Annotated in this window: 19 protein-coding genes and 1 pseudogene; 11 read left to right on the top strand and 9 right to left on the bottom strand. The window is 69.5% G+C overall.

The annotated features are described in order from the left end of the window. The first annotated feature begins 55 nt into the window (after positions 1-55). Both LEL84_RS12420 and LEL84_RS12415 read left to right on the top strand, forming a co-directional pair. Positions 56-1,240, top strand: coding sequence for a polysaccharide biosynthesis protein (locus LEL84_RS12420; protein ID WP_226511767.1), 1,185 nt, complete (start codon positions 56-58; stop codon positions 1,238-1,240). A 49-nt stretch (positions 1,241-1,289) separates the two neighbouring features. Continuing rightward, positions 1,290-1,760, top strand: coding sequence for an SRPBCC family protein (locus LEL84_RS12415; protein WP_065630345.1), 471 nt, complete (start codon positions 1,290-1,292; stop codon positions 1,758-1,760). Positions 1,761-1,772: 12 nt separating this feature from the next. Here the strand turns inward: LEL84_RS12415 and LEL84_RS12410 are convergent, their stop codons facing one another. Then, positions 1,773-2,954: a DUF3068 domain-containing protein gene (locus LEL84_RS12410; RefSeq protein WP_226511766.1), complete on the bottom strand. Its 1,182-nt coding sequence runs from the start codon at positions 2,952-2,954 to the stop codon at positions 1,773-1,775. A gap of 44 nt (positions 2,955-2,998) precedes the next feature. Between LEL84_RS12410 and LEL84_RS12405 the strand changes: the two genes are divergently transcribed. Further along, positions 2,999-4,354, top strand: coding sequence for an acyltransferase (locus LEL84_RS12405; protein ID WP_319005239.1), 1,356 nt, complete (start codon positions 2,999-3,001; stop codon positions 4,352-4,354). 2,111 nt (positions 4,355-6,465) lie between these two features. Here the strand turns inward: LEL84_RS12405 and LEL84_RS24840 are convergent. The 5 genes and pseudogenes from LEL84_RS24840 to LEL84_RS12380 form a co-directional block, all read right to left on the bottom strand. Next, positions 6,466-8,424 (bottom strand): annotated as a pseudogene (locus LEL84_RS24840) (DUF3367 domain-containing protein); the annotation flags it as partial. Between the two features lie 160 nt (positions 8,425-8,584). Then, complete coding sequence (locus tag LEL84_RS12395; protein ID WP_004023745.1) at positions 8,585-8,785, bottom strand: DUF2613 domain-containing protein; 201 nt, start codon at positions 8,783-8,785, stop codon at positions 8,585-8,587. Between the two features lie 75 nt (positions 8,786-8,860). After that, positions 8,861-9,583, bottom strand: coding sequence for a DJ-1/PfpI family protein (locus LEL84_RS12390; RefSeq protein WP_226511765.1), 723 nt, complete (start codon positions 9,581-9,583; stop codon positions 8,861-8,863). A 36-nt stretch (positions 9,584-9,619) separates the two neighbouring features. After that, on the bottom strand, positions 9,620-10,435 hold the full coding sequence (locus LEL84_RS12385) for a GlxA family transcriptional regulator (protein ID WP_226511764.1): 816 nt from the start codon (positions 10,433-10,435) through the stop codon (positions 9,620-9,622). A gap of 438 nt (positions 10,436-10,873) precedes the next feature. Continuing rightward, positions 10,874-11,431 carry a universal stress protein gene (locus LEL84_RS12380; RefSeq protein WP_137809634.1) on the bottom strand — a complete coding sequence of 186 codons (558 nt, stop codon included), beginning with the start codon at positions 11,429-11,431 and terminating at the stop codon, positions 10,874-10,876. A gap of 98 nt (positions 11,432-11,529) precedes the next feature. On the opposite strand from LEL84_RS12380, the gene LEL84_RS12375 reads away from it, so the two are divergent. Then, a complete protein-coding gene (locus tag LEL84_RS12375) occupies positions 11,530-12,693 on the top strand; it encodes a glycoside hydrolase family 3 N-terminal domain-containing protein (protein WP_226511763.1) in 1,164 nt (387 codons plus the stop codon). Positions 12,694-12,791: 98 nt separating this feature from the next. Continuing rightward, positions 12,792-13,394 carry a TetR/AcrR family transcriptional regulator gene (locus LEL84_RS12370; RefSeq protein WP_058252311.1) on the top strand — a complete coding sequence of 201 codons (603 nt, stop codon included), beginning with the start codon at positions 12,792-12,794 and terminating at the stop codon, positions 13,392-13,394. A gap of 114 nt (positions 13,395-13,508) precedes the next feature. Here LEL84_RS12370 and LEL84_RS12365 read toward each other — a convergent pair whose 3' ends face one another. Both LEL84_RS12365 and LEL84_RS12360 read right to left on the bottom strand, forming a co-directional pair. After that, on the bottom strand, positions 13,509-14,396 hold the full coding sequence (locus LEL84_RS12365; RefSeq protein ID WP_137809637.1) for a MaoC/PaaZ C-terminal domain-containing protein: 888 nt from the start codon (positions 14,394-14,396) through the stop codon (positions 13,509-13,511). Beyond that, positions 14,396-15,760, bottom strand: coding sequence for a 3-oxoacyl-ACP reductase (locus LEL84_RS12360; protein ID WP_211539483.1), 1,365 nt, complete (start codon positions 15,758-15,760; stop codon positions 14,396-14,398). The genes LEL84_RS12365 and LEL84_RS12360 overlap by 1 nt, the downstream gene beginning before the upstream one ends. Before the next feature lie 90 nt (positions 15,761-15,850). On the opposite strand from LEL84_RS12360, the gene LEL84_RS12355 reads away from it, so the two are divergent. The 6 genes from LEL84_RS12355 (at position 15,851) to LEL84_RS12330 (ending at position 23,933) form a co-directional block, all read left to right on the top strand. Further along, positions 15,851-17,164: an acetyl-CoA C-acetyltransferase gene (locus LEL84_RS12355; RefSeq protein WP_226511762.1), complete on the top strand. Its 1,314-nt coding sequence runs from the start codon at positions 15,851-15,853 to the stop codon at positions 17,162-17,164. Between the two features lie 283 nt (positions 17,165-17,447). Continuing rightward, entirely contained in the window at positions 17,448-19,145 is a 1,698-nt protein-coding gene (locus tag LEL84_RS12350; protein WP_226511761.1) for a VanW family protein, read from the top strand. 106 nt (positions 19,146-19,251) lie between these two features. Next, entirely contained in the window at positions 19,252-20,031 is a 780-nt protein-coding gene (locus LEL84_RS12345; RefSeq protein WP_058252218.1) for an SDR family NAD(P)-dependent oxidoreductase, read from the top strand. Between the two features lie 147 nt (positions 20,032-20,178). Further along, the gene (locus LEL84_RS12340) at positions 20,179-21,744 is read left to right on the top strand and encodes an SLC13 family permease (RefSeq protein ID WP_226511760.1); all 1,566 of its coding nucleotides are present in this window, start codon (positions 20,179-20,181) and stop codon (positions 21,742-21,744) included. 93 nt (positions 21,745-21,837) lie between these two features. After that, a complete protein-coding gene (locus LEL84_RS12335) occupies positions 21,838-23,055 on the top strand; it encodes a glycerate kinase (protein WP_226511759.1) in 1,218 nt (405 codons plus the stop codon). 131 nt (positions 23,056-23,186) lie between these two features. Then, positions 23,187-23,933 carry a hypothetical protein gene (locus LEL84_RS12330; RefSeq protein ID WP_226511758.1) on the top strand — a complete coding sequence of 249 codons (747 nt, stop codon included), beginning with the start codon at positions 23,187-23,189 and terminating at the stop codon, positions 23,931-23,933. A 103-nt stretch (positions 23,934-24,036) separates the two neighbouring features. On the opposite strand, the gene LEL84_RS12325 is transcribed toward LEL84_RS12330, so the two are convergent. After that, positions 24,037-25,872 carry an acyl-CoA dehydrogenase gene (locus tag LEL84_RS12325; protein WP_065630356.1) on the bottom strand — a complete coding sequence of 612 codons (1,836 nt, stop codon included), beginning with the start codon at positions 25,870-25,872 and terminating at the stop codon, positions 24,037-24,039. Positions 25,873-25,968: the final 96 nt, after the last annotated feature.

The raw sequence follows: 25,968 nt of genomic DNA, 5'->3' as shown, positions 1-25,968 counted from the left end.
TACCTCGTGCCCGCCCCGCGCGAGACCGCCGCGGTGCGATCGGCACACTTGGTCCATGCAGCAGACGCGTCGGACGACGGGCACGGTCGGCGCCGTCGGGTCGGTGGCGATCGGGTCGATGGTGGCCAACGTCTGCATGTACGTGGTGCACCTCGTCGCGAGTGCGCACTTCCTCGACGTCAGCGAATACGGCGAGTTCGCGGTGCTGCTGTCGGCGATGCTCGTGCTGGGTGTGCCGGCGTTGGCGCTGCAGAACGTGATCGCCCGGGAGGTCGTGCTCGGCGGTGACGAGGGACGGCTCCGCGCGCTGGGTGTGGTGACGACGTGCTGGGTCGTCGTACTCACCGTCGTCGCCACCCCGCTGGTCGGGCTGCTGCTGCGCACCGACGTCGCTACGACGGCCGCAGCACTCGCCTCGGCGCCGCTGCTGGCGCTCATCGCCGCAGGTCAGGGCATTCTGCAGGGACGCGGCGAGTTCCGAGCGCTGTCCTGGGTGCTGGCCGTCGTCGGCGTCGCACGATCGATGCCGATCATCGGGGCGTTCGCCGCCGGCGCCGGACCGGCCGGTGGGCTGCTGGCCGGGACACTGGGGGCCGCCGCGTCGGCGGGCGTCGTCTGGCTCGTGGTCTGGTCGATGTCACGGGCCGGAGGGCCGGGGCGGGCACCGTCGGGGGCCGCCGGAGTGCTCAGCGTGGTCCGCGCGTCGCAGGTCCAGTTGGTGTTGATCGTCGCGTCGTCGATCGACCTGCTGCTCTCGCCCCGGGTCCTCGACGCCGAGGAGGTCGGGGTGTACGCCCTCGGCGCGATCGCGACGAAGGTGGCCTTCTGGCTCCCGCAGGCGATCGGCGTCGTCTTCTATCCGCGTCTCGCCGACCCAGCACGGTCGTCGGCCTCGTTGCGTCAGGCGGTGACGGTGGTCGCCGGGATCGGGGTCGTCCTGACCGTGCTGGCGGGCGCGGCGGGCCCGGTCGTCCCGTTCGTCTTCGGGGACGGCTACGACGCCTTGGTGCCGATCCTGTGGCTCTTCGCCTACATCGGCGCCGCGCTCGCAGTCCTGCAGGTCGTTTTACTGTCGGCGATCGCGCGCGACCGGACGCGCGTGGCGCTCGGGACCTGGCTGGTCGTGGGCGCCGAGGTGCTGGTCATCGTCACCCTCACCGGCTCGGTGGTCGGGGTCGCGGGCACTGCGGCCGTGGCCGCCACGATCGCGGCGCTGGGGACGTGGGCGGTCGCGCGCTGAGTTGAGGTCGGACGTTGCCGAGTGCCCGAAGTTTCGGCAGTGTTGTGTCATGAGCGACAACGAGAGCACACAGGTCACTGTCCAACGCACGATCGAGGCGCCCGTCGACGCGGTGTTCGACGTCCTCTCCAATCCCGAACGGCATCAGGCGCTCGACGGTTCGGGTTTCATCCGCGGCGTGGACCACGCCGATCGCATCCAGCAGGTCGGTGACGTGTTCACGATGAACATGTCGGGCGACCACATGGGCGGCGACTACAAGACCGACAACCATGTCACCGGTTACGCCAAGGACAAGCTGCTGGCATGGCAGACCGCCCCCGCCGGCACCGAGCCGCCCGGGTGGGAATGGCTGTGGGAGCTGGAGTCCCAGGGTCCGAACGAAACGCTGGTGCGCCACACCTACGACTGGTCGAAGGTCACCGACAAGAACCTGCTCGAGAAGGTCAAGTTCCCGCTCGTCACCGAGCACCAGCTGAACGACACCCTTGGCAGGCTCGCCGCCGAGTCGACGTCCTGACGGCGGTCCCCGTCACTCCGGTTGCTCGCCAACGGTTTCCGCGCCGCTTCGGCGCCGGAACCGGGCGGGCAGCCAGGCCGGATTGGTGAGTATCAACCCGGCCAGCAGAGCCACGACCCCGAGGACCCCGGTGCCGATGGGTACGAGCCGGCCCCAGATCAGGATCGGGGACGCGAGATCGTCGGACAGGTCCGTCATCCGGGCCTGCGTGTCGTCGTCGTAGCCGAAAGTCGCGCGCAGATGCGGCAATTCGAAGTCGGCCGGGACGCCGGGGATGCCGTCGGGGAAGCGGTACGCCTCGTCGACGGTGATCGTGGCGTCGACAATGGTGCCGGTCCGGGTGTCGACGGCGAGATCCCACGAACTCCGGTGATGGAGGCTCGCGGTCAACGGCCGGCTCGAGCCGCCGAACCCGAACCACGACGCCGGACGCGTGATCGAGACATTCGTGCCGACCGGTCGACCCAGCGCTTCGCGGGCGAGGTCGGTGTCGGGGACCTCGGCGCGGATCCGTGCGACGTCGCGACCCTGCACCTCGGTGTCACCGTCGTGGACCAACGGCACGGTGGTGCGGGTGATCGGGTCGAAGAACTCGCGGTCGGCGATCGCCGTGTCGAAGGGCAGCAGATAGGTGACGCCGCTACGGTCCGGGACGAGCACCGCGGCCTGACCGCTGTCGTACTGGATCTCCGACGCCCCGCGGGCGGCGAGTCGGGGCAGCGCGTTCTTCCGGTCCAGCGTGACCCTATCCTTGATGGCATTCACGGTCGCCTCGTTGCACGGTTGTGACGGGTCATCGGCATCGACACCGGGGCGCGGATCACCGGGGTCGACCTCGCGATCGTCGATGCGCAGCTTCTCGGCCTGGATCGACGTGCCGGCCTGCAGCGTCACCCGGTGTTCGTCGGACGGCTGCACCGCCACGACGCGCTGCTGCCGGACGAGGTCGGCGCCGACGGTACGGGCCGTCCGGGTCTCCAGCGAGCACCGGTCGAAGATCGTCGCGTCGTCGGCCGTGGCGACGGTGGTGAAGTCGGTGCTCAGCGGGATCGTGCGGAACCCGCCGACGAGCAGGGTGGGCAGCGCGATCGTCACCGCGAGCAGGAATGCGCCGACGAAGATGAGCGTCGGTCCCGCGAGGTCCGCCGTCGACCAGCGATGGGGCTCCGGGTGCGACGAGGACGGCGAGGACATGGTGGCGAGGGTACGCAACGCCTCCCGGCTACCCTGTCAGCAGCATGACCAGCACCGACCCCGGCCCCACCAGCCCCGCCACCGCCGAGCCCGCAACGGCTACCGCCCGGCGGTTCTATCCGCAGCTCGAGGGCATGCGGGCCATCGCCGCGATCGGGGTCCTGGTCACGCACGTGGCCTTCCAGACCCGCGCGGTCGAGATCCCCGTGCTGGGACCGGTCCTCGGTCGTCTCGACCTCGCGGTCGCCTTGTTCTTCGCGCTCTCCGGCTTTCTGCTCTGGCGACCGTGGGTCGACGCCGCGCATCGCGGGACCGGTCATCCGTCGGTGCCGCGGTACTTCCGCCACCGCGTCGTCCGGATCTGGCCGGCCTACGTGGTCGTGGTGACGCTGGTGATCCTGCTGCTCCCCGAGGCGCAGGGAGCGGATGCGCAGGTCTGGCTGGCGAACCTCACGCTCACGCAGGTCTTCGTGCCGCTGACACTGACCGCCGGTCTGACCCAGATGTGGAGCCTCTCGGTCGAGATCGCCTTCTACGCACTGCTGCCGCTCATCGGCTTCGCTCTCCTGCGGCTGCGCGGGAGCCGTCTGCGGGCGCGGGTGCCGGCGATCGTCCTCCTCGGTGCGCTGAGCCTCGGCTGGGCCTGGGTCGGCACCTCGCTGCCCGTGGCCGACGGCGTGGAGACCAAGAACTGGGTGTTCGGCCACCTCCCGTGGTTCGTCGCGGGTCTGGTCCTGGCCGAGATCGCCGGAGTCCTCGAACGTGAACCGGAATCGGGTTCTGCATCCGGGACGTCGGGGACGGGCCGCTGGATGGCGGGAACGATCCGCCTCAGCGCGAACCGCCCGCTCATGCTGGGCGTCCTCGTCGTCGCCTACGCGCTGGCATGCACCAGGATCGCCGGCCCGACCGGTCTCGGCGCGGTCACCGAGATCGAGTTCGCCACCAAGATGGTTCTCGGCGCGCTCTGCGGATATGCGCTGCTCGCCCCGCTCGTCTGCAACGACGGGCCGTTCCGCATCCTCACCTCACGCGTGATGCTCGCGCTCGGGAGGTGGTCGTACGGGATCTTCATCTGGCACGTCGCGATACTGGCAGTGGTCTTCCCGCTGTTCGGCATCGTGCCGTTCAGCGGCGACACCCTCCTGGTGCTCGTGATCACCCTCGGTCTGTCGATCGGCGTCGCTGCGGCGAGCTATGCCTTCATCGAAGAGCCGGCCCGGAACTGGTTGCGCAACCGCGAGAATCGTCGTCGCCACCGTTCGCGCCACGACGCGGCCGACGCCTTGTCGTCGTCAGGCCCGTCGTCGTCAGGCCCGTCGTCGTCAGGCCCGTCGTCGACGGCCGACCAGAACACCAGCCACGCCGTCATCGACACCGCCACCAGCGCCGGTAGCTGAACCCACCATTGCGACCCGTGGTACCCGCCCGAGGCATGCCAGGGGCCGGCCGCCAGCCCGATGGTCGCGGTCATCATCGCCACGAATGCGATTGTGACGCCGGCCTTCTGCGGTACCGCTGCGGCGAGGGTGCCGACCACGACGGCGGCCGCGAGTCCCCACCAGCCGGACACCAGCCACGCCGCGGCGAGCACCACACCCCCCGCGACGAGCACGGTGCCGCGCCCGGACGGAACCACGATGGGGTCACCGGCCCGGGTGCGACGCGCCGACGGCCACCACGCGGCGACGAGCAGCAGCGCCATCAGCGCGAGCCCGATCACCAGCGCCCACCGGTACAGCGAGTCGAATCGGAAGGTGAGTTCGATGGTTCCGCCTGCACCGGCGGGGACGACCCAGCCCTGTTGCCACCCGTCGACGACGACCGGCCGTAGCTGCGTGCCGTCGAGGTGCGCCTGCCACCCCGGGTTGGTGCTCTCGGGCACGACGAGCAGTCGTTGCGCACCGGCGTCGACCGCCACCGCCCGCCGCACCGGCGACCACTCGGTCACCGCGGGGGACGTCGACGCGGGCGCCGAGACCGGATCGCCGTCCACCAGCGAGACGGCGTCGACGGTGAAGGCGTCGCCGGGATTGACCGACACCTCCTGCTGGCCGGCGGGCAGCACGAGCCGGCCGCCGCCGCACGGGCGCCCGACCACCGGCTGTCCGCTGCGCAGCTCGAACGCGGTGGCGCGCACCGACATCCGGACGACCTGACCCGCGGCGGTCAGGCCGATCCCGGCGTCGCAACCGATCTCGACGATCCGGTCGGCGTCCGTACCGGTCGCCGGCGACGCGAACACCTGCACCTCGGCGATTCCCGGTGGCGCGGGACTCGCGAATCCGAGGCTGTTGACGTCGATGAGGTCGGACTGGGCGCGGATGGTGATCTCGATGCGGTCGGTGACCGCGGGATCGAGTCGTACCACGCCGTTCTCGTCGACCTCGCGAATCTGTTCGCCGGTCCCGAGGTCGACCGCGACCTCGGTGGGCGCGGCGGGATACCCCCGCGGGGCGGCGATCGTCAGCGACTCGACCCGCTGTTCGCGCGGGAGGTCCAGGACCAGGGTGGGAGTGTTCTCGTCGGTTGCTGCATCGTCATCGGCTCGACCGTCGCGCGCCGGGGATGACCGTTCGTCCGGGATCTCCGGTGCGGTCCACGACGTTCCGGGGTCGCCGTCGACGGCCGCCGCGGGCCCGCCGCGAGGATCGGTCACCGGGCGGGGCCCGCGCGCCGTGACCCGGTCGTCCTCGGCGAGAAGCCGATCCAGAGCATCACCGGGTCGGGGTCGCAGGATCGCGGTGGGGGAGACGGTGACATCCGACGGCACCGAGAGTGCGCGCCCGAACACCGCCGACGTCTCCGGCGAGAGTGCGAGACCCGGTGCGCACCTGGTCATCTGCCGCTCGGGGTCGGAGACGCACGACGCCCGCCCGGACAGCTCCTGGTACAGCAGCCACTGGGCCACGTCGGTGCCGGCCTCGAGTTCGGGCAGGACCACGCGGTGGCGGATCCGCAACGGCGTCGCGGTCCGCAGATCGGAGACCGTCACCTCGCCGAGCGCGAATTGATTTCCAGCCGTGCCGTCGTCGGTGCGGAGCGCGCGGATCTGGAGCCAACCGGTGGGGCCGCTGGGGGCGGTCACGGTGACCGGTTCGCCGGGAGCGAGACCGGAGACCACCGTGCTGCCCGCCTCGGTGGTGATCAGCGCACTCGTGACGTCAGGTCCGAGCGCCTTCGCGGTCGTCAGGGTCACCGCGAGATCGGTGCGCGGCGTCGTGAAACCGATGCGCATCCATCGTCCGACCGCGGTCTCCAATCCGCCGCTCACCCAGGCGCTCTGCGGGTTGCCGTCGAAGGCCGCGGCCGCCGAGTTGGCCGGCGAGGTCTGCCCGGGCTGGACCGCGTCCGCCGCCGATCCCGACGTCGACACCTCGACTTCGCCGCTCTCGTTGTCCAACAACCATTCCCCGTGGACCAGTGGTTGGCCGTCGACGGGGTAGTCGGCGACGGCGTTCTGTGTCCGACGCGGGTCCGACGGCGACCTGATCGCCGAACTGTGGTCGTCGACGCGGCCGAAGTCGGTCTCCCGGTCAGCGGGTGTGTCGGTCACGATCAACGGGCCGTCGACGATCCCGGCGCGGCGGGCGTCGGCGTCGAGCACGACGGGTCCGAGCGGGGGAAGTCCCTGGCGTGCGCGGACGTCGGCCAGTTCGGCGATCGCCTCGGGCCCGCCGGCAATGCGGGGGAGCCCGGTGGTGTCGACGAGTCGCGGACCGGTGCCGGTCGTCGGCGCGCCCGGTTCGCCGACGGCGTAGATCTGCACCGCGGGCATCGGCGGCCGTAGACCGTTGTCGCGCACCACTCCTCGGACGCTGGGTGGCCCGATCGGCGGACCGAACCCGGCGACGCGACGGAGCCCGGGCGACTCGTCGAGTGCCTGTTGCGCGAGCAGCGGGCGGGCCGACCGCGAGGTGTCGGGGTCGAGATCGGCCCGGAGGACGACGAATCCGATGCCCTGCCCGGCGAGGGTGGTGGCGAGACCGGGCGATCCACGGCCCGCGGCGATCTCCCGTTGTACGGAGTCGAGGGCGCGGATCGCGCCGGGCGGGGTGAGCGGGATCGCGTCGCGGACCGCCCACGGGGTGTCGGACAGGGGTTGCAGCGGTTCGTCGCGGGTGAGCCCCCAGAGCTGGTCGGCGAACGGGGCGCCGGGGACGACCAGCGCGCGGGCGGGCGGGGCGCCGTCGTCGCGTTCGCTGTGCTCGGCCAGCCAGTCGGCGGTCTGCTGCCAGTGGCGTGGAATCGCCTGGTACGTACCGTCCGGCGCGAGCTGACCGGTCCACATCAACGACCCGGCGCCGATCACGGCGACGAGCAGGACGATTGTCGCGGCGACCGGTCGCGACCGCTGGGGCTGGGCGAAGGCGGAGAGCGTCTCCCGGCGACTCGCACTCCCCGGCAGCGGAACCCGCGCCAGGAGATGTGCGACACCGAGGACCAGCGGGATGCGGAGCAGCGGCTCGAACTTGTGGATGTTGCGCAGCGGGGCGCCGGAGCCGTCGAGGAAGACGCGTACCTGCTCGGCTACCGGCGACCCGAGTTCACCCGCGTAGCCGACGCACATCAGGACGAGGCCCACGCCCAGGATCGCGACGAGACGGCCGCGGAACGGCATGTGCCGCATGCACAATCCGGCGAGCCCCGCGGCCGCGATGGTCCCGGTCGCCAGCACCGCGGCGGGCTGGGTGACGAGCACCGCCCCGGCGACGCGCTCCGGCGACACGAACGGCGTCCACGAACTCGCCCCGCGCAGCACCTCGGTGAGCGAGGTCCACTGCGTGGTGACCCGGGACGACTCGATGTAGTCCAGGAACGGCGGACTCACGCGCGACAGGATCAGCAGCGGGACGAGCCACCACGCGCACGCCAGGGTCAGGCCGGCGGCGGTCCAGGCGCCGAACCGCCACCAGCGTCGGTCGCGCGGACTGTGCAGCAGCCACCACAGGGCGGCGACGCCGAGCGCTGCCAGTGTGGCGACGGCGTTGACCGCGCCCATCAGCGCGACCGCCGCCGACGCACGCGCGGCCTCCCGCCACAGCGGGGCAGCGTTCTCCGCCCGGGTGTCGAGCGCCCGCACCACCGGGATCAGCACCCACGGGGCGAGCATCATCGGCAGGGTCTCCGACGAGATCGAGCCGAGGGTGGTCAGGACCCGCGGGCTGAGCACGAAGACGGTGGCGGCGATGATCCGCGATGCGGGCGAGCCCAGCCGCAGCATCTCGGCGAGGCGGACGATGCCGACGAAGCCGACGGTGAGCAGCACCGCCCACCAGAGGCGTTGCACGATCCACGGCGGAACGGCGAGAACGTCACCCAGGGCGAAGAACGCCCCGTGGGGGAAGAAGTACCCGTAGGCCTGGTTCTGCACCTGGCCCATCGGTGCGTTCGGCGTCCACAGATGCGCGGCGCGCGCGAGGAACCCGAGCGGATTCGCGGTGAGGTCGAGTTTGGTGTCGGCGGCGATGCGGCCCGGTGACTGCAGCAGGCAGATCAGCAGCGAGATCGCGCCGACGACGGCGATACCGCGTCGGCTGAGTACGGACTGATCCGGTGGCGGAGGCGGGGTACTCAGTTGCGGCTGCTGTCGATCAGGAGACGCCGGGACCGGCGGCGTCGTGGATGGGTCAGTTGGTCTCGCCGGCTCCGCCGCGCGAACCGTAGTCCACCGAACCCTGGACGAATCCGTTGTTCGGGCTGATGTTGTTCAGATCGGTGGACGGGCTGTTCTCGGAGGCCAGGAACCCGCCGAGGAACACCGCGCCGAGTCCCACCAGGATGCCGGCGACCCCGGCGACGGCTCCGGCGACAAGGCGGTTGTTGGTCATGTCGATGAAACTACCATCGCTCGAGTCCGTTTCCGGGTGACACCCGCTGACACCTGCGGGTGCACGGTGTCGAGCTCAACGTCCGGAACGCACTTTCGTGAGGGCGCGATCCCACAACAGACGCACGCTCGACTTCACCATCTCGGGTTTGTCGACGTCGCGGCTGAGCAGCATCGTCGACGTCGCGATCGTCTTGGCAGAGGCCTTGGAACGATGCCCGGAGTCCAGGTGGGGCTGCGGGTCGTACTCGATGATCAACTGGATCGCCTCGGCGCGTGCACGCCCGGCGATCTGTTCGGCCAGCCAGAGCGCGAGGTCGATGCCCGCGGATACGCCGGCCGCGGTGACCAGGTCGTCGTCGGGCGCGGCACGCACGATCCGCTGGTCCGACACCGCCTTCGCCCCGTGCAGCGTTAGCCCGGCCATCGACGACCAGTGCGTCGTGGCGGGCTTCCCGTCGAGCAGACCGGCTGCGGCCAGGATGATCGAACCGGTGCAGACCGACGTCGTCCACTGGGCGCCCGGCCGTACGGCACGCAGCCAGTCGAGGACCTTCTCGTCCTGCGAGGCGGCCAGGAAACCGGGACCGCCCGGCACCAGGACGACGTCCGGCGACGGTGTCTCGTCGAACGAATGCGTGGCTCCGACGACGAGCACGCCCGAGTCGGCGACGACCGGCCCGGGTTCGTGCCAGACGAACCTCACCTCGGTGTCGGGCAGGGCCCGCAGCACCTCGTAGGGGCCGATGAAGTCCAGCGCGGTGAACTGCGGGTAGAGCACGATCGCTATCTGGGTCATGGGTGCCTTCCGGGTCGTGGGTTCTCGGGTGTGCGTCTAGCGGAAGGTGCGGCGGTACTGATCGGGCGGCACGCCGAGCCGGCGGACGAAGGTGCGTCGCATCGTCTCGGCGGACCCGAACCCGCACCGGGTGGCGATCACCGGCATCGTGTCGTCGCTCTGGGTGAGTGCCCGGCGGGCGGCGTCGGTGCGGACGCGTTCGACGTAGGTGCCCGGCGCCTCGCCGGTCTCGTCGGTGAAGATGCGGGAGAAATGGCGTGGGCTCATCGACGCGTCGCGGGCGAGGTCGTCGACGCGGTGCACCCGGCCCGGCTCGGCCTCGATGCGTTCCTGGATCTCGCGGATCGCCGTGCGCCGGGCCCGGGGCATCCACACCGGCGGGGCGAACTGGCTCTGACCGCCCGGCCGCCGCATGTAGAGGACGAGCCACCGCGCGACGAGCTGTGCGAGCTCGGTGCCGTGGTCCTCCTCGATGAGGGCCAGCGAGACGTCGATACCGGCGGTGACGCCCGCGGAACTCCACACCCGGTCGCTGCCGCGCACGAACAGGGCCTCGGCGTCGACCTGGATCGACGGGTATCGCTCGGCGAGCAACCCGGTCACGGCCCAGTGCGTCGTCGCGCGTTTGCCGTCGAGGAGGCCGGCCTCGGCCGCGAGAAACGCGCCGTAGCACACGCTGACGACGCGTCGTGCCCGTTGCGCCGCCTGCCGGATCCAGTCGACGAGGTCGGGGTCCCGGGAGGCGTCATGGACGCCGGTCCCGCCGGGCAGGATCAGGATGTCGAGCGGCTCGGCCGGGTCGGGCAGCGGCTGCACCCCGGGGTATCCGAGGATCACCACCGATCGAGTCATGAAGACATCGTTTCCGACCCGCACCGTGGCGTCCAGGCCACGCATCCCACAGATCAGGACACGTCACTGTTGATTGAGCTGGTCCCCACCGCCGGTTGAGCGGGCACCCGTCCCCGCTGCTCGAGCCGGCTCGCCCCCCGCTGGTTGAGCCGGCCCCGAGCGGAGCCGCCGGGCCGAGCAAGCGACGAAGGAGCGCGTCGAGGTCGAGGCGCCCCACCCCCGCTGGTTGAGCCGGCTCCGAGCGGAGCGAGGCGCCGTGTCGAAGCCACTTGGTGACCTCGACAAGCTCGGCCGTCAGGTGGGGACGCTCGGCCCGGCGGGCGCCCCGCCCCCGCTGGTTGAGCCGGCTCCGAGCGCAGCGAGGCGCCGTGTCGAAGCCACTTGGTGACCTCGACTAGCTCGGCCGTCAGGTGGGGACGCTCGGCCAGCAGAGCTGCGCTACAGCGTGACCTGCGGTCCCTTCTCGCACTTCGCGGGCACGATGAACACCGGCCGATGGCAATGTTTGAGGACCCGTTCGGCGACGCTGGACCGCAGCAGTGCCTTGAGTCCCGATGCGCCGCGCGTTCCGGTGACCAGGAGATCGACGTCGAGCGCTTCGGCGGCGGCGACGAGCGCACCCCACACCGTCGACTCCACTTCCACGAGTGATCCGCGCGCGGTCAGCCCGCAGTCGGCGGCGAGTGTCACGCCGCGCTCGTTGATCGAGGCGGCCTCGTCTTCGAGCGCCTGGTCGACGCCGGCGTCGAGTTGGGTGTCGATGAACGGCTGCATCCCGCCGGCGAGGGTGGACATACGTGCCGGCGTCATGCCGCCGGGCTGCCAGGCGGTGACGACCACTGCGGATTGCGCGCGGAGAAATTGTCCGGCGTAGCGAATGGCGCGGTCGGCGTTCGGGGACCCGTCATAGGCGATCATCAGTGTTTGTGCGGCACTGTTGCCGCCGCTACCGCGCCCGGCGGTGGCGGACCCGGACGAATCGGACCCCACGTCCATTGGCTCAGACTACATGCCAGACTCGTGCCATGGGCCCAACTCGCAGACCCCGACGGATTCGTCGCGAAGGGATCCGTGACAACTGGATCCGGAATGCGATGACGACAGGGACGGTCGCCGTACTGTGCGCGGCGCTGGCGGCGTGCGCGTCGTCGACGCCGGACTCACCGCCACCGACTCCCTCGTACTCGGCGTCGTCGCTCGCTTCGACGTCTTCGTCGGCGTCGCCGACGACCGTTCCGGTTGCAAACAGTTGTGGCGCAAGCGAACTCGCGAAGCTCTCCGTACGCCAGAAGCTGGCGCAGCTGATCGTCGTCGGTGTCACCGGGGCGGCCGACGCGCAGCAGATCGTCGAGAACGAGGAGATCGGCGGGATCTTCGTCGGGAGCTGGACCGACAAGGCGATACTGACAAGCGGTGCGGCAGCACGTATTTCGCAGAACTCGCCGATCCCGCTGATGGTCACCGTCGATCAGGAGGGTGGTCGGGTGTCGCGCCTGTCCGCGCTCGGTATCGACCACGCGTCGCCGCGCGAACTGGCACAGACCAGGACGCCCGAGCAGGTGCGGGCGATCGCGGCCGATGTGGGCCGCAAGCTCAAGCGGCTCGGGGTCACCGTCGACTTCGCTCCCGTCGCCGACGTCAGCGACGAATCGGACAACGAGGTGATCGGCGACCGGTCCTTCAGCAACGACCCGGCCGTCGTCACCGAGTACGCGGGCGCGTACGCCGCGGGATTGGCCGACGCGGGAATCACGCCTGTGTACAAGCACTTTCCGGGTCACGGACACGGGTCGGGCGACTCGCATCTCGGCGTTGTGACGGTTCCGTCGCTCGCGGAGCTGCAGGACAGCGACCTCGTGCCGTTCCGGACGCTGCTCCGCGATCCGGGGACCGCGGGCGCCATGGTCGGGCACCTGATCGTGCCCGGTCTGACGAAGGGACTGCCCGCCAGCATCAGCCGGCCCGCCATCCAAATGCTGCGCACCGGCGTCGGTTACGACGGTCCGCGCTTCGACGGCGTGATCTACTCCGACGATCTGTCGGGCATGGCCGCGATCAGCGCGCAATACCCCATCGAGCAGGCGGTGGAGAAGTTCATCCTCGCCGGTGGCGACGTCGCGCTGTGGCTGTCCACCGACCGTGTCGGTTCGGTGCTCGACAACCTGGAGCGTGCGGTGTCGTCCGGTCGCCTCGCACCGGCCCGCCTCGATGACAAGGTCGTGCGCATCCTGCGGTCCAAGGGTGTGGTGAACTGTTGAACTGCTGAGACCCCGCGTCGAAGGGGGTTTCACCTTACCGATTGGTAAGTTGTTGATATCGTCGGTCGGAACAGTTGTCGTGAACGGAGGTGGCGGTCATGTCGGGCGGAACCAAGCGCCTGCCCCGCGCGGTGAGAGAGCAGCAGATGCTCGATGCTGCCGTCAAGGTGTTCGCGCAGAACGGTTTTCGCGAGACCTCGATGGACGCCATCGCATCCGAGGCGCAGATCTCCAAGCCGATGCTGTACCTGTACTACGGCTCGAAGGACGAACTGTTCAGTGCGTGCATCGCCCGTGAGTCCGGTCTGTTCATCGACGCGATGAGCGTCGGTTTCGACCCGTCGCTGTCGCAGCGTGAGCAGGCCGTCACGGTGATCCGTGAGTTCCTCCGCTTCGTGCACGAGCACCGGCAGTCCTGGCGGGTGCTGTACCGCGTCGCCATCGGCACCGCCGGTTTCGCCGGCATCGTCTCCGAGAGCCGCCAGCGGGTCACCGAGATGGTCGCCCAGCTGATCAAGGCGGGCACGACCGTCGAGGTCGACAGCGACATCGACTTCGAACTCACCGCCGTCGCGATCGTCGGCGCCGCCGAGGCCGTCGCCGACCGCATCACGGAGGGTGACGTCGACCTCGAGCGGGCCACCAGCCTCCTCGTCGGCATCACCTGGCGCGGCCTGAAGGGCGTCGGTACCGACGCCTGAAGTGTCGACACCTGAGGTGCAACGCAAACGCTCCCGCGGCCCCGCTTCCTATCCGCTGATTGGATCCAATAAGCGGGACGGAAACGAGACCGCGGGAGCGAAAGGCGAGAGCCCTCAGCCCTCCCGCGTCGTCGCGGTGAGGTGCGGGAATCCCTTGCGGCGGTCGCGGATCGCGATGTCGAAGTTGCCCTTGCCGTCGATGCGACGGGTGTAGAGGTTCACCTTGGCCGGCAACAGGATCGGCTTGCCGAACCTGACGTCGTAGGTCACGGCGTCGGGCAGTTGCGCCTCCACGTTCGCGACAGCTGCTGCGGCACTCCACATCCCGTGGGCGATGGCCTTGGGGAAGCCGAAGGCCTTCGCCGGCAGGTTGCCCATGTGGATCGGGTTGCGGTCGCCCGAGGCGGCGGCGTACTCGCGGATCCGCTTGAGGTCGACGGCCAGGATGGCGTCCGGCGGCGGCGGGGTCTTCGACTTCGGTTCAGGACCCCGCGGCTCGTCGGACAGGCTGGTGCGCTGCTGGTTCAGGAACGTCGCCGTCTGGGTGGTGACGAGTTCCGATCCGACGCGGATCTCGCTGACGACGTCGATCAGGATGCCCTTGCGGTGCTCGCGCAGGTTCTGTGCATGCGTGACGATGTCGAGCGGCTCACCGACCTCGATGGGCCGCGAACGTTCGATGGTGTTCGTCATGTGTACCGAACCGACGGCGCCGAACGGGAACTCGTCGGACGTCATGAGCTTCATGACGACCGGGAACTGCAGCACGAACGGGTACGTCAGCGGCAGGGTGCCGCCGAACCGCTGCCCGGTCGCGTGGCAGTACGCCTGCAGCGCAGTCGAATCCACCCGCACGCCGTCGAGTCGGTAACGCGTCTCGGGTGCGGTCGCGTCGGCCGGGACCCGTGGCGGCTTGCCGATGCCGGGCAGCAGCGCGGTGACCGCCTTGCCGTACAGCTCGGCGGTGCCGGGTGCGGACGGGAGGGTGATCGTCTTGCCCATCAGGCCCCCAGGAATCCCTGGCCGCAGACGCGGACCACATTGCCGGTGACGGCATTGCTCGCCGGGTTGGCGAAGTAGGCCACGGTCTCGGCGACGTCGACGGTCTGGCCGCCCTGCTGCAGCGAGCTCATCAGGCGGCCGGCCTCGCGGGTCGCGAGCGGGATGGCCGCGGTCATCTTGGTCTCGATGAAGCCGGGTGCCACCGCGTTGATGGTGATGCCCTTCTCGGCGAGGATCGGCGCGTAGGCGTCGACGAGGCCGATGACGCCGGCCTTCGAGGCGCCGTAGTTGGTCTGGCCGCGGTTGCCCGCGATGCCGGCGATCGACGAGACGTCGACGACGGCGCCGCCCTCGCGCAGCGCACCCTTCTCGAGCAGCGTCTCGACGAGGGTCTGCGGTGCGATGAGGTTGACCGCGATGACCGCGTCCCAGCGGGAGTCGTCCATGTTGGCGAGCAGCTTGTCGCGGGTGATGCCGGCGTTGTTGACGATGATGTCGATTCCGCCGTGCCGCTCGAGGGCGTGCTCGGCGAGCTTCGCGCCGGCGTCGGCCGCGGTGACATCGAGCGGGAAGGCGGTGCCGCCGACCTTGTTCGCCGTCTCCGACAGCGCGTCCCCGGCCTGCGGGACATCGGCGGCGATCACGTGCGCGCCGTCGCGGGCAAGGACCTCGGCGATCGTCGCGCCGATGCCGCGGGCGGCACCGGTGACGACGGCGACCTTGCCCTCGAGGGGCTTGTCCCAGTTCTTCGGCGCGGTGGCGTCGGCGCCGCCGACCCGGATGACCTGGGCGTCGACGAAGGCCGACTTCGCCGACAGCACGAAGCGCACGGTCGACTCGAGGCCGGTCAGCCCGGTCTTGGCGTCGGGGGAGACGTAGACGAGCTGGACGGTGGACCCCTTCAGGAGTTCCTTGCCCAGCGAGCGGGTGAAGCCCTCGAGTGCTCGCTGCGCGACGCGCTCGGAGGGGTCGGTGACCAGCTCCGGCGTGGTGCCGATGACCAGGAACCGCGCGCAGGCCGCGGTCGAGCGCATCGCGGGCTGGAAGAACTCGAAGAGCTGACGCAGCTCGGCGGGAGTGGTGATGCCGGTCGCGTCGAAGACCAGGCCGCCGTACTTGTCGGCGCTGCGCCCGGTCGTGGCGTTCTGGATGAGGTCGTAGTCCTCGGTCGAGAGCATCTCGCGAAGCGGTTCGACGAGCCGGCCGGACCCGCCGAGCAGCACGGGGCCGGGCAGCGGCGGCTCGGAGGCCTTGTAGCGCCGTAGCGGCGGCGGGACGGGCAATCCGGCCTGCTTGGCGATGAATGCGCCGGGCGCGGAATGGACGAAGCTCGAGTACAGGCCAGTGTTTCCGTTGGCGGCCACGTTGATCTCCTCTGACTGTCGTTCGACAACGAACTTACTAATGAGTAAGAATACGCTATAGATACCGCACCCGACCCTTGGGAGATCGACGTGGCCGAACAGTCCAAACCCACCAGCAAGCCGAAGACCCGCAGCGATCGTCCCGTCGCGATCCTCGGCGGCAACCGCATCCCGTTCGCACGCCAGGACAAGGCGTACGCGAAGGTCGGGAACCAGGAGATGTTCACCGCCGCGCTCGACGGCCTGGTGAGCCGCTTCAACCTGCAGGGCGAGCAGCTCGGCATGGTCGCCGGCGGCGCCGTGCTCAAGCACGCCCGTGATTTCAATCTCATCCGCGAGTCGGTGCTCGGTTCGGCGTTGTCGCCGTACACGCCCGCGTTCGACATCCAGCAGGCCTGCGGCACCGGACTGCAGGCGATCACGACGGTCGCCGACGGTATCGCCCGCGGCCGCTACGACGCCGCGATCGGCGGTGGCGTCGACACGACGTCGGACGCACCGATCGCCGTGGGCGAGGGCCTGCGTCGTCAGCTGCTCGAGGTCAATCGCGCGCGGAGCACCAAGGACCAGATCCTCGGCGCCGCGAAGCTGCTGACGAAGCTCGGCATCGAGATCCCGCGCAACGGCGAGCCCCGCACGGGCATGTCGATGGGCGAGCACGCCGCCGTCACGGCCAAGGAGTTCGGCATCAAGCGCGCCGACCAGGACGAGCTGGCCGCCCGCAGCCACCAGAACATGGCGGCCGCCTACGACGCCGGCTTCTTCGACGACCTGATCACCCCGTTCCTGGGCCTGACCCGCGACCAGAACCTGCGCGGCGACTCCACCGCGGAGAAGCTCGCCAAGCTCAAGCCGGTCTTCGGTGTCTCCCTCGGCGACGCGACGATGACCGCGGGCAACTCGACGCCGCTCACCGACGGTGCGTCGACCGTGCTGCTCGCCAGCGATGAGTGGGCCGCCGACCGCGGACTGCCGGTGCTCGCCTACTTCGTGGACAGCGAGACCGCGGCGGTCGACTACGTCAACGGTCCGGACGGGCTGCTCATGGCCCCGACATACGCGGTGCCGCGCCTGCTGGCCCGCAACGGGCTCACGCTGCAGGACTTCGACTTCTACGAGATCCACGAGGCCTTCGCGTCGGTGGTCCTCGCGACCCTGCAGGCGTGGGAGTCCGAGGAGTACTGCAAGGAGCGCCTCGGCCTCGACTCGGCACTGGGTTCGATCGACCGCAGCAAGCTCAACGTCCACGGTTCGTCGCTCGCGGCGGGTCACCCCTTCGCGGCGACCGGCGGCCGGATCGTCGCGCAGGCGGCCAAGCAGATCAAGGAGAACGGTGGCGGTCGCGCCCTGATCTCGATCTGTGCCGCGGGCGGCCAGGGCGTCACCGCGATCATCGAGGGCTGACGACCCGAAGCGGACGTCATCGAGAGCTGGAATCCCGATAAGTGAGACGGATTGGCGACTGATCGGCCGATCCGTCTCACTTTCGTGGGACGAATCGGGGTACTTCGTCACATATTCGACAGAATCTGCCGTCCGGGGATGCCTCCGGCCGAAAAGTAGCGTAAATATGTCTATAGCTCCGGCTGCGCTGTCAGACCCCCGACCCGACAGCTCGGCCGGAGCGCCTACTTTCCCGACCGTAGTTCTGCGGCCACCCCCCCGTTCGGCCGAGCTGCCAGCCCCGATGGATGGAGTTGTGACCCCAGGCTCTCGCCGAGCACGATCCGCGCTACGCGCCGTGCTCGCCGTCGTCGCCGTGATCACGCTCGTCCTCGCCGCGGAGTTCGTGGCCACCCGCTCCGATTCCCCGCGCAACGCCGTCGTCGGCGGTATCGATGCGGGCGGCCGGAACTCCGCCGAACTCACCTCCGTACTCGACGAGCTGACGGCGCGTTCGCGACAACCGGTCGTCTTGCGGACGCCGGAGGGCTCGGCCGAGGTCGCGCCCGCCGAGCTGGGACTCACATACGACGCCGATGCGACGCGGGCTCGTCTCCTCGAGCAACCGCGCAATCCGCTCGTCCGTCTGGCCGCGCTGTTCGGCCGCGACTTCGACGTCGAGCCGGTCGTCACGCTGGATCGGACGACGATGAACGCGGCGCTCGACGCCCAGCGCGCGTCACTCGAGAAGGCCGCGGTCGAGGGTGGCGTGCACTACGACGGCACCGATCCCGTCGGGGATCAGCCCGCCAAGGGTGAACGCATCGCCCGGGACGCGGCCGCCGCGACCCTCGTCGACCGCTGGCTGGACGGCGCCCCCGTCGACCTGCCCATGGAACCCTTCTCGCCGACGGTGAGCGCCGAGGTCGTCGCCGCTACCGTTGCCGGGCCGGCAGAACGTGTGACGTCGGCGCCCGTGCGTCTCGTCGACCGGCGGAAACGGACGGTCGAGGTACCGGCGGGCGACCTGGCGTCGATGCTGACCTTCGGACCTGACGGGCGCGGTGGGCTCACCCCCCGCGCCGACGAGAAGGTCGCCCGGGAGGTCCTCGCCCCCGACCTCGACGCATCGCAACGTGCCCCCGTCAGCGCGACGTTCAGTCTGGCGTCCGGCCGTCCGCAGGTGGTGCCGGGCGTCGACGGCGCCGCGATCAACTGGCCGAAGACCCTCGCCGCCGTCGCCACGAGTGCTGCGGCCGACGGTGGCGATCGCAGGGTCGAGGTCGTCTACGACGACGTCGAGCCGAAGCTGACCACCGATGCCGCACGCAAGCTCGGGGTCACCGAACTGATCAGCGAGTACACCACGGGTGGCTTCTCGAGCGCTTCCGGGGAGAACATCCGGCTCGTCGCCGCCGAGGTCGACGGGGCCCTCGTCCTGCCCGGAAAGGTGTTCTCGCTCAACGGGCACACCGGGCCGCGCGGCGCAGAGCAGGGGTACGTGGAGTCGACGATCATCGACCACGGTCGGGCGTCGAACGCGGTCGGCGGCGGGATCTCCCAGTTCGCGACGACCCTGTACAACGCGACCTATTTCGCCGGGCTCGAGGACGTCGATCACACCGAGCACGCGTACTACATCTCGCGGTACCCGGAGGCGCGCGAGGCGACCGTGTTCGAAGGCGCCATCGACCTGAAGTTCCGGAACAACACGCGGCACGGCGTGCTGATCGAGACCGCCTGGTCGCCGTCGTCGGTGACCGTGCGGCTCTGGGGCACGAAGGCGTTCGAGGTCGAGTCGGTCACGGGTGAGCGGGTCGCCCCCACCGATCCGCCGCGAGTCAGCGTTCCGCGCGGGGACGACTGCATCCCGAGCAGCGGGAGCAAGGGTTTCACGGCATCGGACACCCGGATCATCAAAGACGCGCGTACCGGACGGGAGATCGATCGGTCCACCCGCACTGTCCGCTACGCGCCCGAACCCATCGTGAAGTGCGTCTGACCCCGGGGTGATTCGGCGCGGGGTGATCTGATGTGGAGGATTTCGATGCGGGGTGTTTCCCCGAAGGGCTTTACCGAGCGATAGAACGCTCGATAGGCTCCGGGGCGTGGATATCAATGGAGCTAGTGCAATCGTCACGGGTGGCGCGTCCGGCATCGGCGCGGCTGCGGCTCGCCAGCTGGCGGCCAAGGGTGCGAAGGTCATCGTCGCCGACCTGAACGCGGACAAGGGCGAGGAACTCGCCAAGGAGATCGGCGGACAGTTCGTCGCCGTCGACGTGACCTCGACCGAACAGATCGAAGCCGCCGTCAACGCGGCCACCGAACTCGGCCCGCTGCGTGCGCTGGTCAACTCGGCCGGCATCGGCTGGGCGCAGCGCACCATCGGCCGCGACGGTGAGTTCGGGTCGGCCCACAACCTCGACGCCTACAAGAAGGTCATCGCGATCAACCTGATCGGCACCTTCGACTGCATCCGTCTCGCGGCCACCGCCATGAGCCGCAACGAGCCGCTCGACGGCCACGGCGAGCGCGGTGCGATCGTCAACATGGCCAGCGTCGCAGCCTTCGACGGCCAGATCGGCCAGGCGTCGTACTCGTCGTCCAAGGGCGGTGTCGTCGGCATGACCCTCCCGGTCGCGCGCGACCTGGCCGCGGTCGGCATCCGCGTCAACACCATCGCCCCCGGTCTGATCGACACCCCGATCTACGGTGAGGGCGAAGCGGCCGAGGCGTTCAAGGCCAAGCTCGGCGAGTCGGTCCTGTTCCCGCATCGCCTGGGTGCGCCCGACGAGCTCGCCTCGATGGTCGTCGAGCTGGTCACCAACAGCTACATGAACGCGGAGGTCATCCGCGTCGACGGCGGCATCCGGATGCCACCGAAGTAGACCCGACACACCACTGGGGTAACCGCGCAGACCCACCACCGGCCCGATCCGGTGGTGGGTCTGCCGTTTGTTCACCGGTTCTTTGTGTGAAAGAACTTTCATTCGCGCCTCATGAAGGTGTCACGCCGACGCCGCAGAGTGGTCGCCATGAACGTTCCGCACGCGATCGATCGACTTCCGGATGACCCGGGCCCGGTGACGATGTACGCGACGCGCCCACCCGTGCGCACGATGACGCCGCCATCGCCGCCGCGACGCACCCTCACCGACGCCGACGGCAGCGCGCTGTCCCCCTGGGCGGCAGCCGGTCTCGTCGTCGTTCTCGGCGCCGGCGCGTTCGTCGGACATGCCGGGTGGACCGGAGAGTTGCCGTTCGACGCCGTCGTCACCCTGCTCGTCTTCCTCGTCGCGGTGTGGGCGTGGATCTTCTCGCCGCTGGATGACACCTATGTCGCGCTGGGTGGCGGTATCGCTCTGGTGGTCTTCGGCATCATCGACGCCAACACCTTCGCGGGCACCCTCGGCTCCGGCGTGATCTGGTTGCTGATCGGCGCTTTCGTGATCGCGGCCGCGGTCACGGCGTCAGGTCTGTCGGCTCGTGTGTCGGCGCGTGTCGTCCGCCGGGCCCGGACGCCTCGTCAGTTGGTCCATCTGATCACCGCGGCCCTGTTGCTGACCACGTTCGCGATCCCGGCGACGTCCGGCCGTGCGGCCCTTGCTCTTCCGATCTTTCTCGCTCTCGCCGCGGTCCTGCGTGACCGACCGCGCCTGGTGCTCTGCCTCGCGCTGGTCTTCCCGATGGTGATCCTCTTCTCGGCGGTGGGATCGCTTCTGGGCGCCGGTGCACACCTCATCACCGTCGAGATCGTCTCGGCCGCAACCGGTGGCGGGATCGGATTCCTGCACTGGGCGGTCCTCGGCATTCCCCTGGCCCTCGTGTGGTCGCACCTCGCGGCCGAGTCGGCACTGTGGTTGATGACCGATCACGCCGAGCGGGCACGTCCGCTGTGCGTGCCGCCGACCGCTCTCGCGACGACCGGCACGGTGACCTCCGGACCGCTCACGTCTGCACAACGACGGGTGTCCGTCATTCTCGGACTCGTTGTGGCGCTGTGGTGTTCAGAACCGCTGCACGGTGTCGACCCCGCCATCGTCGCGGTGCTCGGCGCGCTGGCCGCGTCGGCGCCGGCCGTCGGCGCGACGACGCTGGGCGCGGCGCTGAAGACCATCCCGTGGACGCTCCTGCTGTTCATGGCCGCCACCCTCGCGCTGGGGATGGCGCTCAACTCCAGCGGCGCCGCGGAGTGGCTGGCGGATCAGGCTTTCGGGTCCATCGCCGAGACCGGGCCGGCGGCGGCGATGGTGTTCGTCGTCGTCGCGGCGATCGTCTCGCTGCTCGCGCATTTGGTGATCCAATCCCGTTCGGCCCGTTCGGCGGTACTGATCCCGATCATCGTGGTGACCGCCCCGGCCGTCGGGGTCGACCCGGTCGCCGCGGCCTTCCTGTCCACCGCGGCCGCCGGGTTCTGCATCACTCTCACCAGCTCGGCCAAACCGGTCGCCATGTTCGCGGCGAGCGACGACGTCCCGGGTTACGAACCCCGACATCTGCTCACGATGTCGGCGCTGCTCGCGCCGGTGTCGCTGGTGCTGCTCCTCATCTTCGCGTTCTGGGTCTGGCCTTACCTGGGTCTGCCCCTGCTCTCGTCCTGACCGTCGCATCGCCGCGACCGTCCCGAATGTGCCTCCGGTGCGAGTTCCCGTCTCTTCATCAAGACCTTGTCCGATCGATCAACAGGAGTGCCGATGTCCGTCCGAGTTCCGCAACGAATCCTGGTCGCCCCGAGTGGTTTCAAGGAGAGCCTCGACGCCGTGTCGGTGGCGACCGCCATCGCCGCGGGGGTACGGCGCACGCTCCCCGGGGTGCGCGTCGACATCGCACCGATCGCGGACGGCGGGGAGGGAACGGCGCGCATCCTGGCGGCCGCGGGCAACGGGCGCCTCCACGAGCTGACCGTTTGTGGCCCCACCGGTGAGCCGGTGCAGTCGCATTGGGCCGAGGTCGGCGTCGGTCGGAACCGCATCGGCGTCGTCGAGATGGCTGCCGCCGCTGGATTGGCGCTCGTTCCGGCGGGGCAGCGAGATCCCGGTGCCACCACCACTTACGGAGTGGGACAACTGATTGCCGCGGCACTCGACGCGGGGGTGTCGGCGATTCTCGTCGGCTGCGGCGACTCGGGTACATGCGACGGCGGGGCCGGGGCGCTCCAGGCCCTCGGTGCGCGCGTCCTGGACCATGACGGTCACGAGATCGGGCGCGGTGGAAACGAACTGGCGCGCGCGGCGTCGCTGGACCTCACCGGCCTGCATCCGCGGTTGCGTGAGACCGAGGTGGTGGTCGCGGGCAACTCGCACAACGTCCTCTGCGGACCGAGCGGCGTCGCCCGCGTCTTCGGTCCGCAGAAGGGGGCGACGCCCGCACAGGTCGACTCGCTGTCGGCGGCGCTCGACGTCTGGGCGGACATACTGCAGCGGGATGGGCTGGCCGACATCGACTATCGGCAGGGGGTCGGGTCCGGCGCGTCGGGTGGACTCGGAGCGGGGCTGGCGGCAGCCGGCGGGAAACTGCGGTCGCGGTTCGACGCACTACTCGATTCCGGGCTGTCCGGCATCGACCTCGATCATCGGATCGGCAAGGCAGATCTGGTGATCACCGCAGAGGGTTCGATCGACTTCCAGACCCCGCGCGGCAAGGTGCCCGCGGAGGTGGCCCGCCGCGCCCAGTTGCGGGGTGTGCCCGTTGTCGCGCTGGCGGGTTCGCTCGGGCACGGTGCGCCCGCCGTCCACGACGTGGGGATCGGGGCGATCGCGTCGATCATCACGGTACCGATGCCGCTGTCGGAGGCGGTCGCCAACGGAGAGAAGCTCCTCGCCGACGCCGCCGAGCGCACCATGCGGATGATCCTCCTCGGCGCCGCGGTCTCCGCCCGGGCCGGGCAGCGGAAGCGGAAGAAGGCGGTCTGATCGCTGCGCAAACCCACCACTTTTCGGCATATCCACCCCCTTCAGACGGGGTGGATATGCCGAAAAGCGGTGGGTTTGCGGGTTCGGCCGCCGGTCCGGTAACGGCACCGGCGCACGGGTAGTCTTCGCGCGTGACCAACTCGCCATACCAGCCGGGGGACCCGCGATTCGGGCCACAACCGCAACCCGGGCAGTACCCGCCGAACGGCGGGTATCCGCCACCGAATCAGCCCTACGGTGCTCCGCCACCGAATCAGGGGCCTTACGGTGCGCCGCAGCCGTACCCGGGTCCGATGCCGGGCGGGATGTACCCGCCCGGGGCGCCGTTCCCGCCGCCACCGAAGAAGAAGCGCACCGGTCTGTGGGTCGCGCTGGGAATCGTCGGGGTGCTGCTCTTGATCGTGATCGCCGGTGGCGTGGCGCGGGTGCTGGTGTCGTCGGCGCAGGGAGGTGGGGTCACCGACACCAGTGACGTCGACGCCGGCGAGTGCATCGTCGTGACGGCGGAGCCGGAGACCCTCAAGGCCGACGAGGTGTCCTGCGGCGACACCGACTTCCACTACCTCGTCGCGGAGAAGTCCATCACGCAAGGACTCTGCGGTCCCAACTACTCGCGCTACTGGGTCGCGGGCGAGGAGGGCGCGCTCTGTCTGGCGCCGGTGTACCAGGAGGGCCGTTGTTACTACATTCCGTCGGCGACCGGTGGTACCGCGCTCGCCGACATTCGTGAGATCGACTGCGGGTCGCCGGTTTCCGGCGGAACGAACATCCGCGTGGACACCAAGGCTGCGGGGGAGCCCCAATGTCCCGACTCGGACGGGACCTACTTCGCGCAGAAACCGCGCCCCGTCGGCTATTGCTTCAGCGTGATCGAGTGACGATGGCGCACCGCGGGGTCTGAGCCGCGATGTGCGCGGGCTCGCCGCAAAGAAGAACTCCCACCGGCGGATTCGCCGGTGGGAGTTCTCAGTATGGTCGGGCTCAGAAGGCCGCTTCGTCGAGTTCCATGATGTCATTGTCGATGTTCTCGACGGTGACGCGGACCGAGGTGAGCAGCGGGAGCATGTTCTTCGCGAAGAAGCTCGCCACGGCGACCTTGCCCTCGTAGAAGGACTTGTCGGCGTCGGAGGCCCCGTTGTCGAGAGCTGCGAGGGCGACCTCGGCCTGGCGGAGGAGCAGCCAGCCGATGAGCAGGTCGCCGACGGCCATCAGGAAGCGGACCGAACCGAGTCCGACCTTGTACAGCTCGGTCGAGTTCTCCTGTGCCGCCATCAGATCGTTGGTCAGCGAGGCAGCCATCGCCTGCACGTCGTCGAGCGCCGTCTTCAGCAGTGCCCGCTCGGTCTTCAGCCGGCCGTTGCCCGCCTCGGAGTCGATGAAGCTCTGGATCTGCCCGGCGACGTGCGCGAGCGCCTGGCCCTTGTCGCGGATGATCTTGCGGAAGAAGAAATCCTGGGCCTGGATGGCGGTGGTGCCCTCGTACAGCGAGTCGATCTTCGAGTCACGGATGTACTGCTCGATCGGGTAGTCCTGGAGGAATCCCGACCCGCCGAGCGTCTGCAGCGACTCGTGACCGAGGGTGCCGTAGGCGCGCTCGGAGCCGACGCCCTTGACGATCGGGAGCAGCAGATCGTTGACGCGGTGGGCCATCTCGGCATCGGCGCCGGACACGATCTTCGCGGCGGCGGTGTCCTGGTGCGACGCGGTGTAGAGGTAGATCGCGCGCAGACCTTCGGCGTAGGCCTTCTGGGTCATCAGCGAACGACGCACATCGGGGTGGTGGGTGATCGACACGCGCGGTGCGGCCTTGTCGGTCATCTGGGTCATGTCCGCACCCTGGATGCGCTCCTTGGCGTACTCGAGCGCGTTCAGGTAACCGGTCGACAGGGTCGAGATGGCCTTGGTGCCCACCATCATCCGCGCGTGCTCGATGACCTCGAACATCTGCGCGATGCCCTTGTGGACGTCGCCGACGAGCCAGCCCTTGGCGGGGGTGCCGTGCTGTCCGAAGGTGACCTCACAGGTGGCGGACGCCTTGATGCCCATCTTGTGCTCGACGTTGGTGACGAAGACGCCGTTGCGCTCGCCGAGTTCGCCGGTCTCGAAGTCGAAGTGGTACTTGGGTACGAAGAACAGCGACAGACCCTTGGTGCCCGGGCCAGCGCCCTCGGGGCGGGCTAGCACCAGGTGGAAGATGTTCTCGGTCATGTCCTGATCGGCCGAGGTGATGAATCGCTTCACACCGTCGATGTGCCAGGAACCGTCTTCCTGCTGCACGGCCTTGGTGCGTCCGGCACCTACGTCGGAACCGGCGTCGGGCTCGGTCAGCACCATGGTGGCGCCCCAGCCGCGGTCGGAGCAGATGGCAGCCCACTTCTTCTGCTCGTCGGTGCCGTTGTTGTAGAAGATGTTCGCGAAGCCCGCGCCGGCGGCGTACATGAACACGGGCGGGTTGGCGCCGAGGATCATCTCGCCGATGGCCCAGTACAGCGAGCGCGGGGCCGGCAGGCCGCCGAGTTCCTCGGCGATGCCGATCTTGTCCCAGCCGCCCTCGACCAGGGCGTTGTACGACTTCTTGAACGACTCGGGGATCGTGACGGTGTGCTCGTCGGGGTCGAAGACCGGGGGATTGCGGTCGGCGTCGACGAAGGACTCGGCGATCGGGCCCTCGGCCAGCGCACGGACCTCGCGCAGCATGTCGACGGCTGTCTCGTGGTCGAGGTCCCCGAAGTCGCCGGACTCCAGTACCTTGTCGAGCTCGAACAGTTCGAAGAGATTGAACTGCAGGTCGCGCATGTTGCTCTTGTAATGGCCCATGGTTGTTCCTTGTCTGGTGTGGCCGTCTGCGATGGCGTCCTCGACCCGGTCCGATCGCTCACGGTTGTGCGCGTACCGGCCGGATGAGGGGGCTGT

Origin of the sequence: Gordonia sp. WA4-43, assembly GCF_020520305.1 — a bacterium.
GTDB classification, from domain to species: Bacteria; Actinomycetota; Actinomycetes; order Mycobacteriales; family Mycobacteriaceae; genus Gordonia; species Gordonia hongkongensis.
This window is presented reverse-complemented; position numbering and strand designations above follow the sequence as displayed.

Excerpts from the sequence above, each read along its gene's own strand:
- LEL84_RS12420 (WP_226511767.1), top strand. The coding sequence starts at position 56 with ATGCAGCAGACGCGTCGGACGACGGGCACGGTCGGCGCCGTCGGGTCG.
- LEL84_RS12415 (WP_065630345.1), top strand. The coding sequence starts at position 1,290 with ATGAGCGACAACGAGAGCACACAGGTCACTGTCCAACGCACGATCGAG.
- LEL84_RS12410 (WP_226511766.1), bottom strand. The coding sequence starts at position 2,954 with ATGTCCTCGCCGTCCTCGTCGCACCCGGAGCCCCATCGCTGGTCGACG.
- LEL84_RS12405 (WP_319005239.1), top strand. The coding sequence starts at position 2,999 with ATGACCAGCACCGACCCCGGCCCCACCAGCCCCGCCACCGCCGAGCCC.
- LEL84_RS12395 (WP_004023745.1), bottom strand. The coding sequence starts at position 8,785 with ATGACCAACAACCGCCTTGTCGCCGGAGCCGTCGCCGGGGTCGCCGGC.
- LEL84_RS12390 (WP_226511765.1), bottom strand. The coding sequence starts at position 9,583 with ATGACCCAGATAGCGATCGTGCTCTACCCGCAGTTCACCGCGCTGGAC.
- LEL84_RS12385 (WP_226511764.1), bottom strand. The coding sequence starts at position 10,435 with ATGACTCGATCGGTGGTGATCCTCGGATACCCCGGGGTGCAGCCGCTG.
- LEL84_RS12380 (WP_137809634.1), bottom strand. The coding sequence starts at position 11,431 with ATGGACGTGGGGTCCGATTCGTCCGGGTCCGCCACCGCCGGGCGCGGT.
- LEL84_RS12375 (WP_226511763.1), top strand. The coding sequence starts at position 11,530 with ATGACGACAGGGACGGTCGCCGTACTGTGCGCGGCGCTGGCGGCGTGC.
- LEL84_RS12370 (WP_058252311.1), top strand. The coding sequence starts at position 12,792 with ATGTCGGGCGGAACCAAGCGCCTGCCCCGCGCGGTGAGAGAGCAGCAG.
- LEL84_RS12365 (WP_137809637.1), bottom strand. The coding sequence starts at position 14,396 with ATGGGCAAGACGATCACCCTCCCGTCCGCACCCGGCACCGCCGAGCTG.
- LEL84_RS12350 (WP_226511761.1), top strand. The coding sequence starts at position 17,448 with ATGGATGGAGTTGTGACCCCAGGCTCTCGCCGAGCACGATCCGCGCTA.
- LEL84_RS12340 (WP_226511760.1), top strand. The coding sequence starts at position 20,179 with ATGAACGTTCCGCACGCGATCGATCGACTTCCGGATGACCCGGGCCCG.
- LEL84_RS12335 (WP_226511759.1), top strand. The coding sequence starts at position 21,838 with ATGTCCGTCCGAGTTCCGCAACGAATCCTGGTCGCCCCGAGTGGTTTC.
- LEL84_RS12325 (WP_065630356.1), bottom strand. The coding sequence starts at position 25,872 with ATGGGCCATTACAAGAGCAACATGCGCGACCTGCAGTTCAATCTCTTC.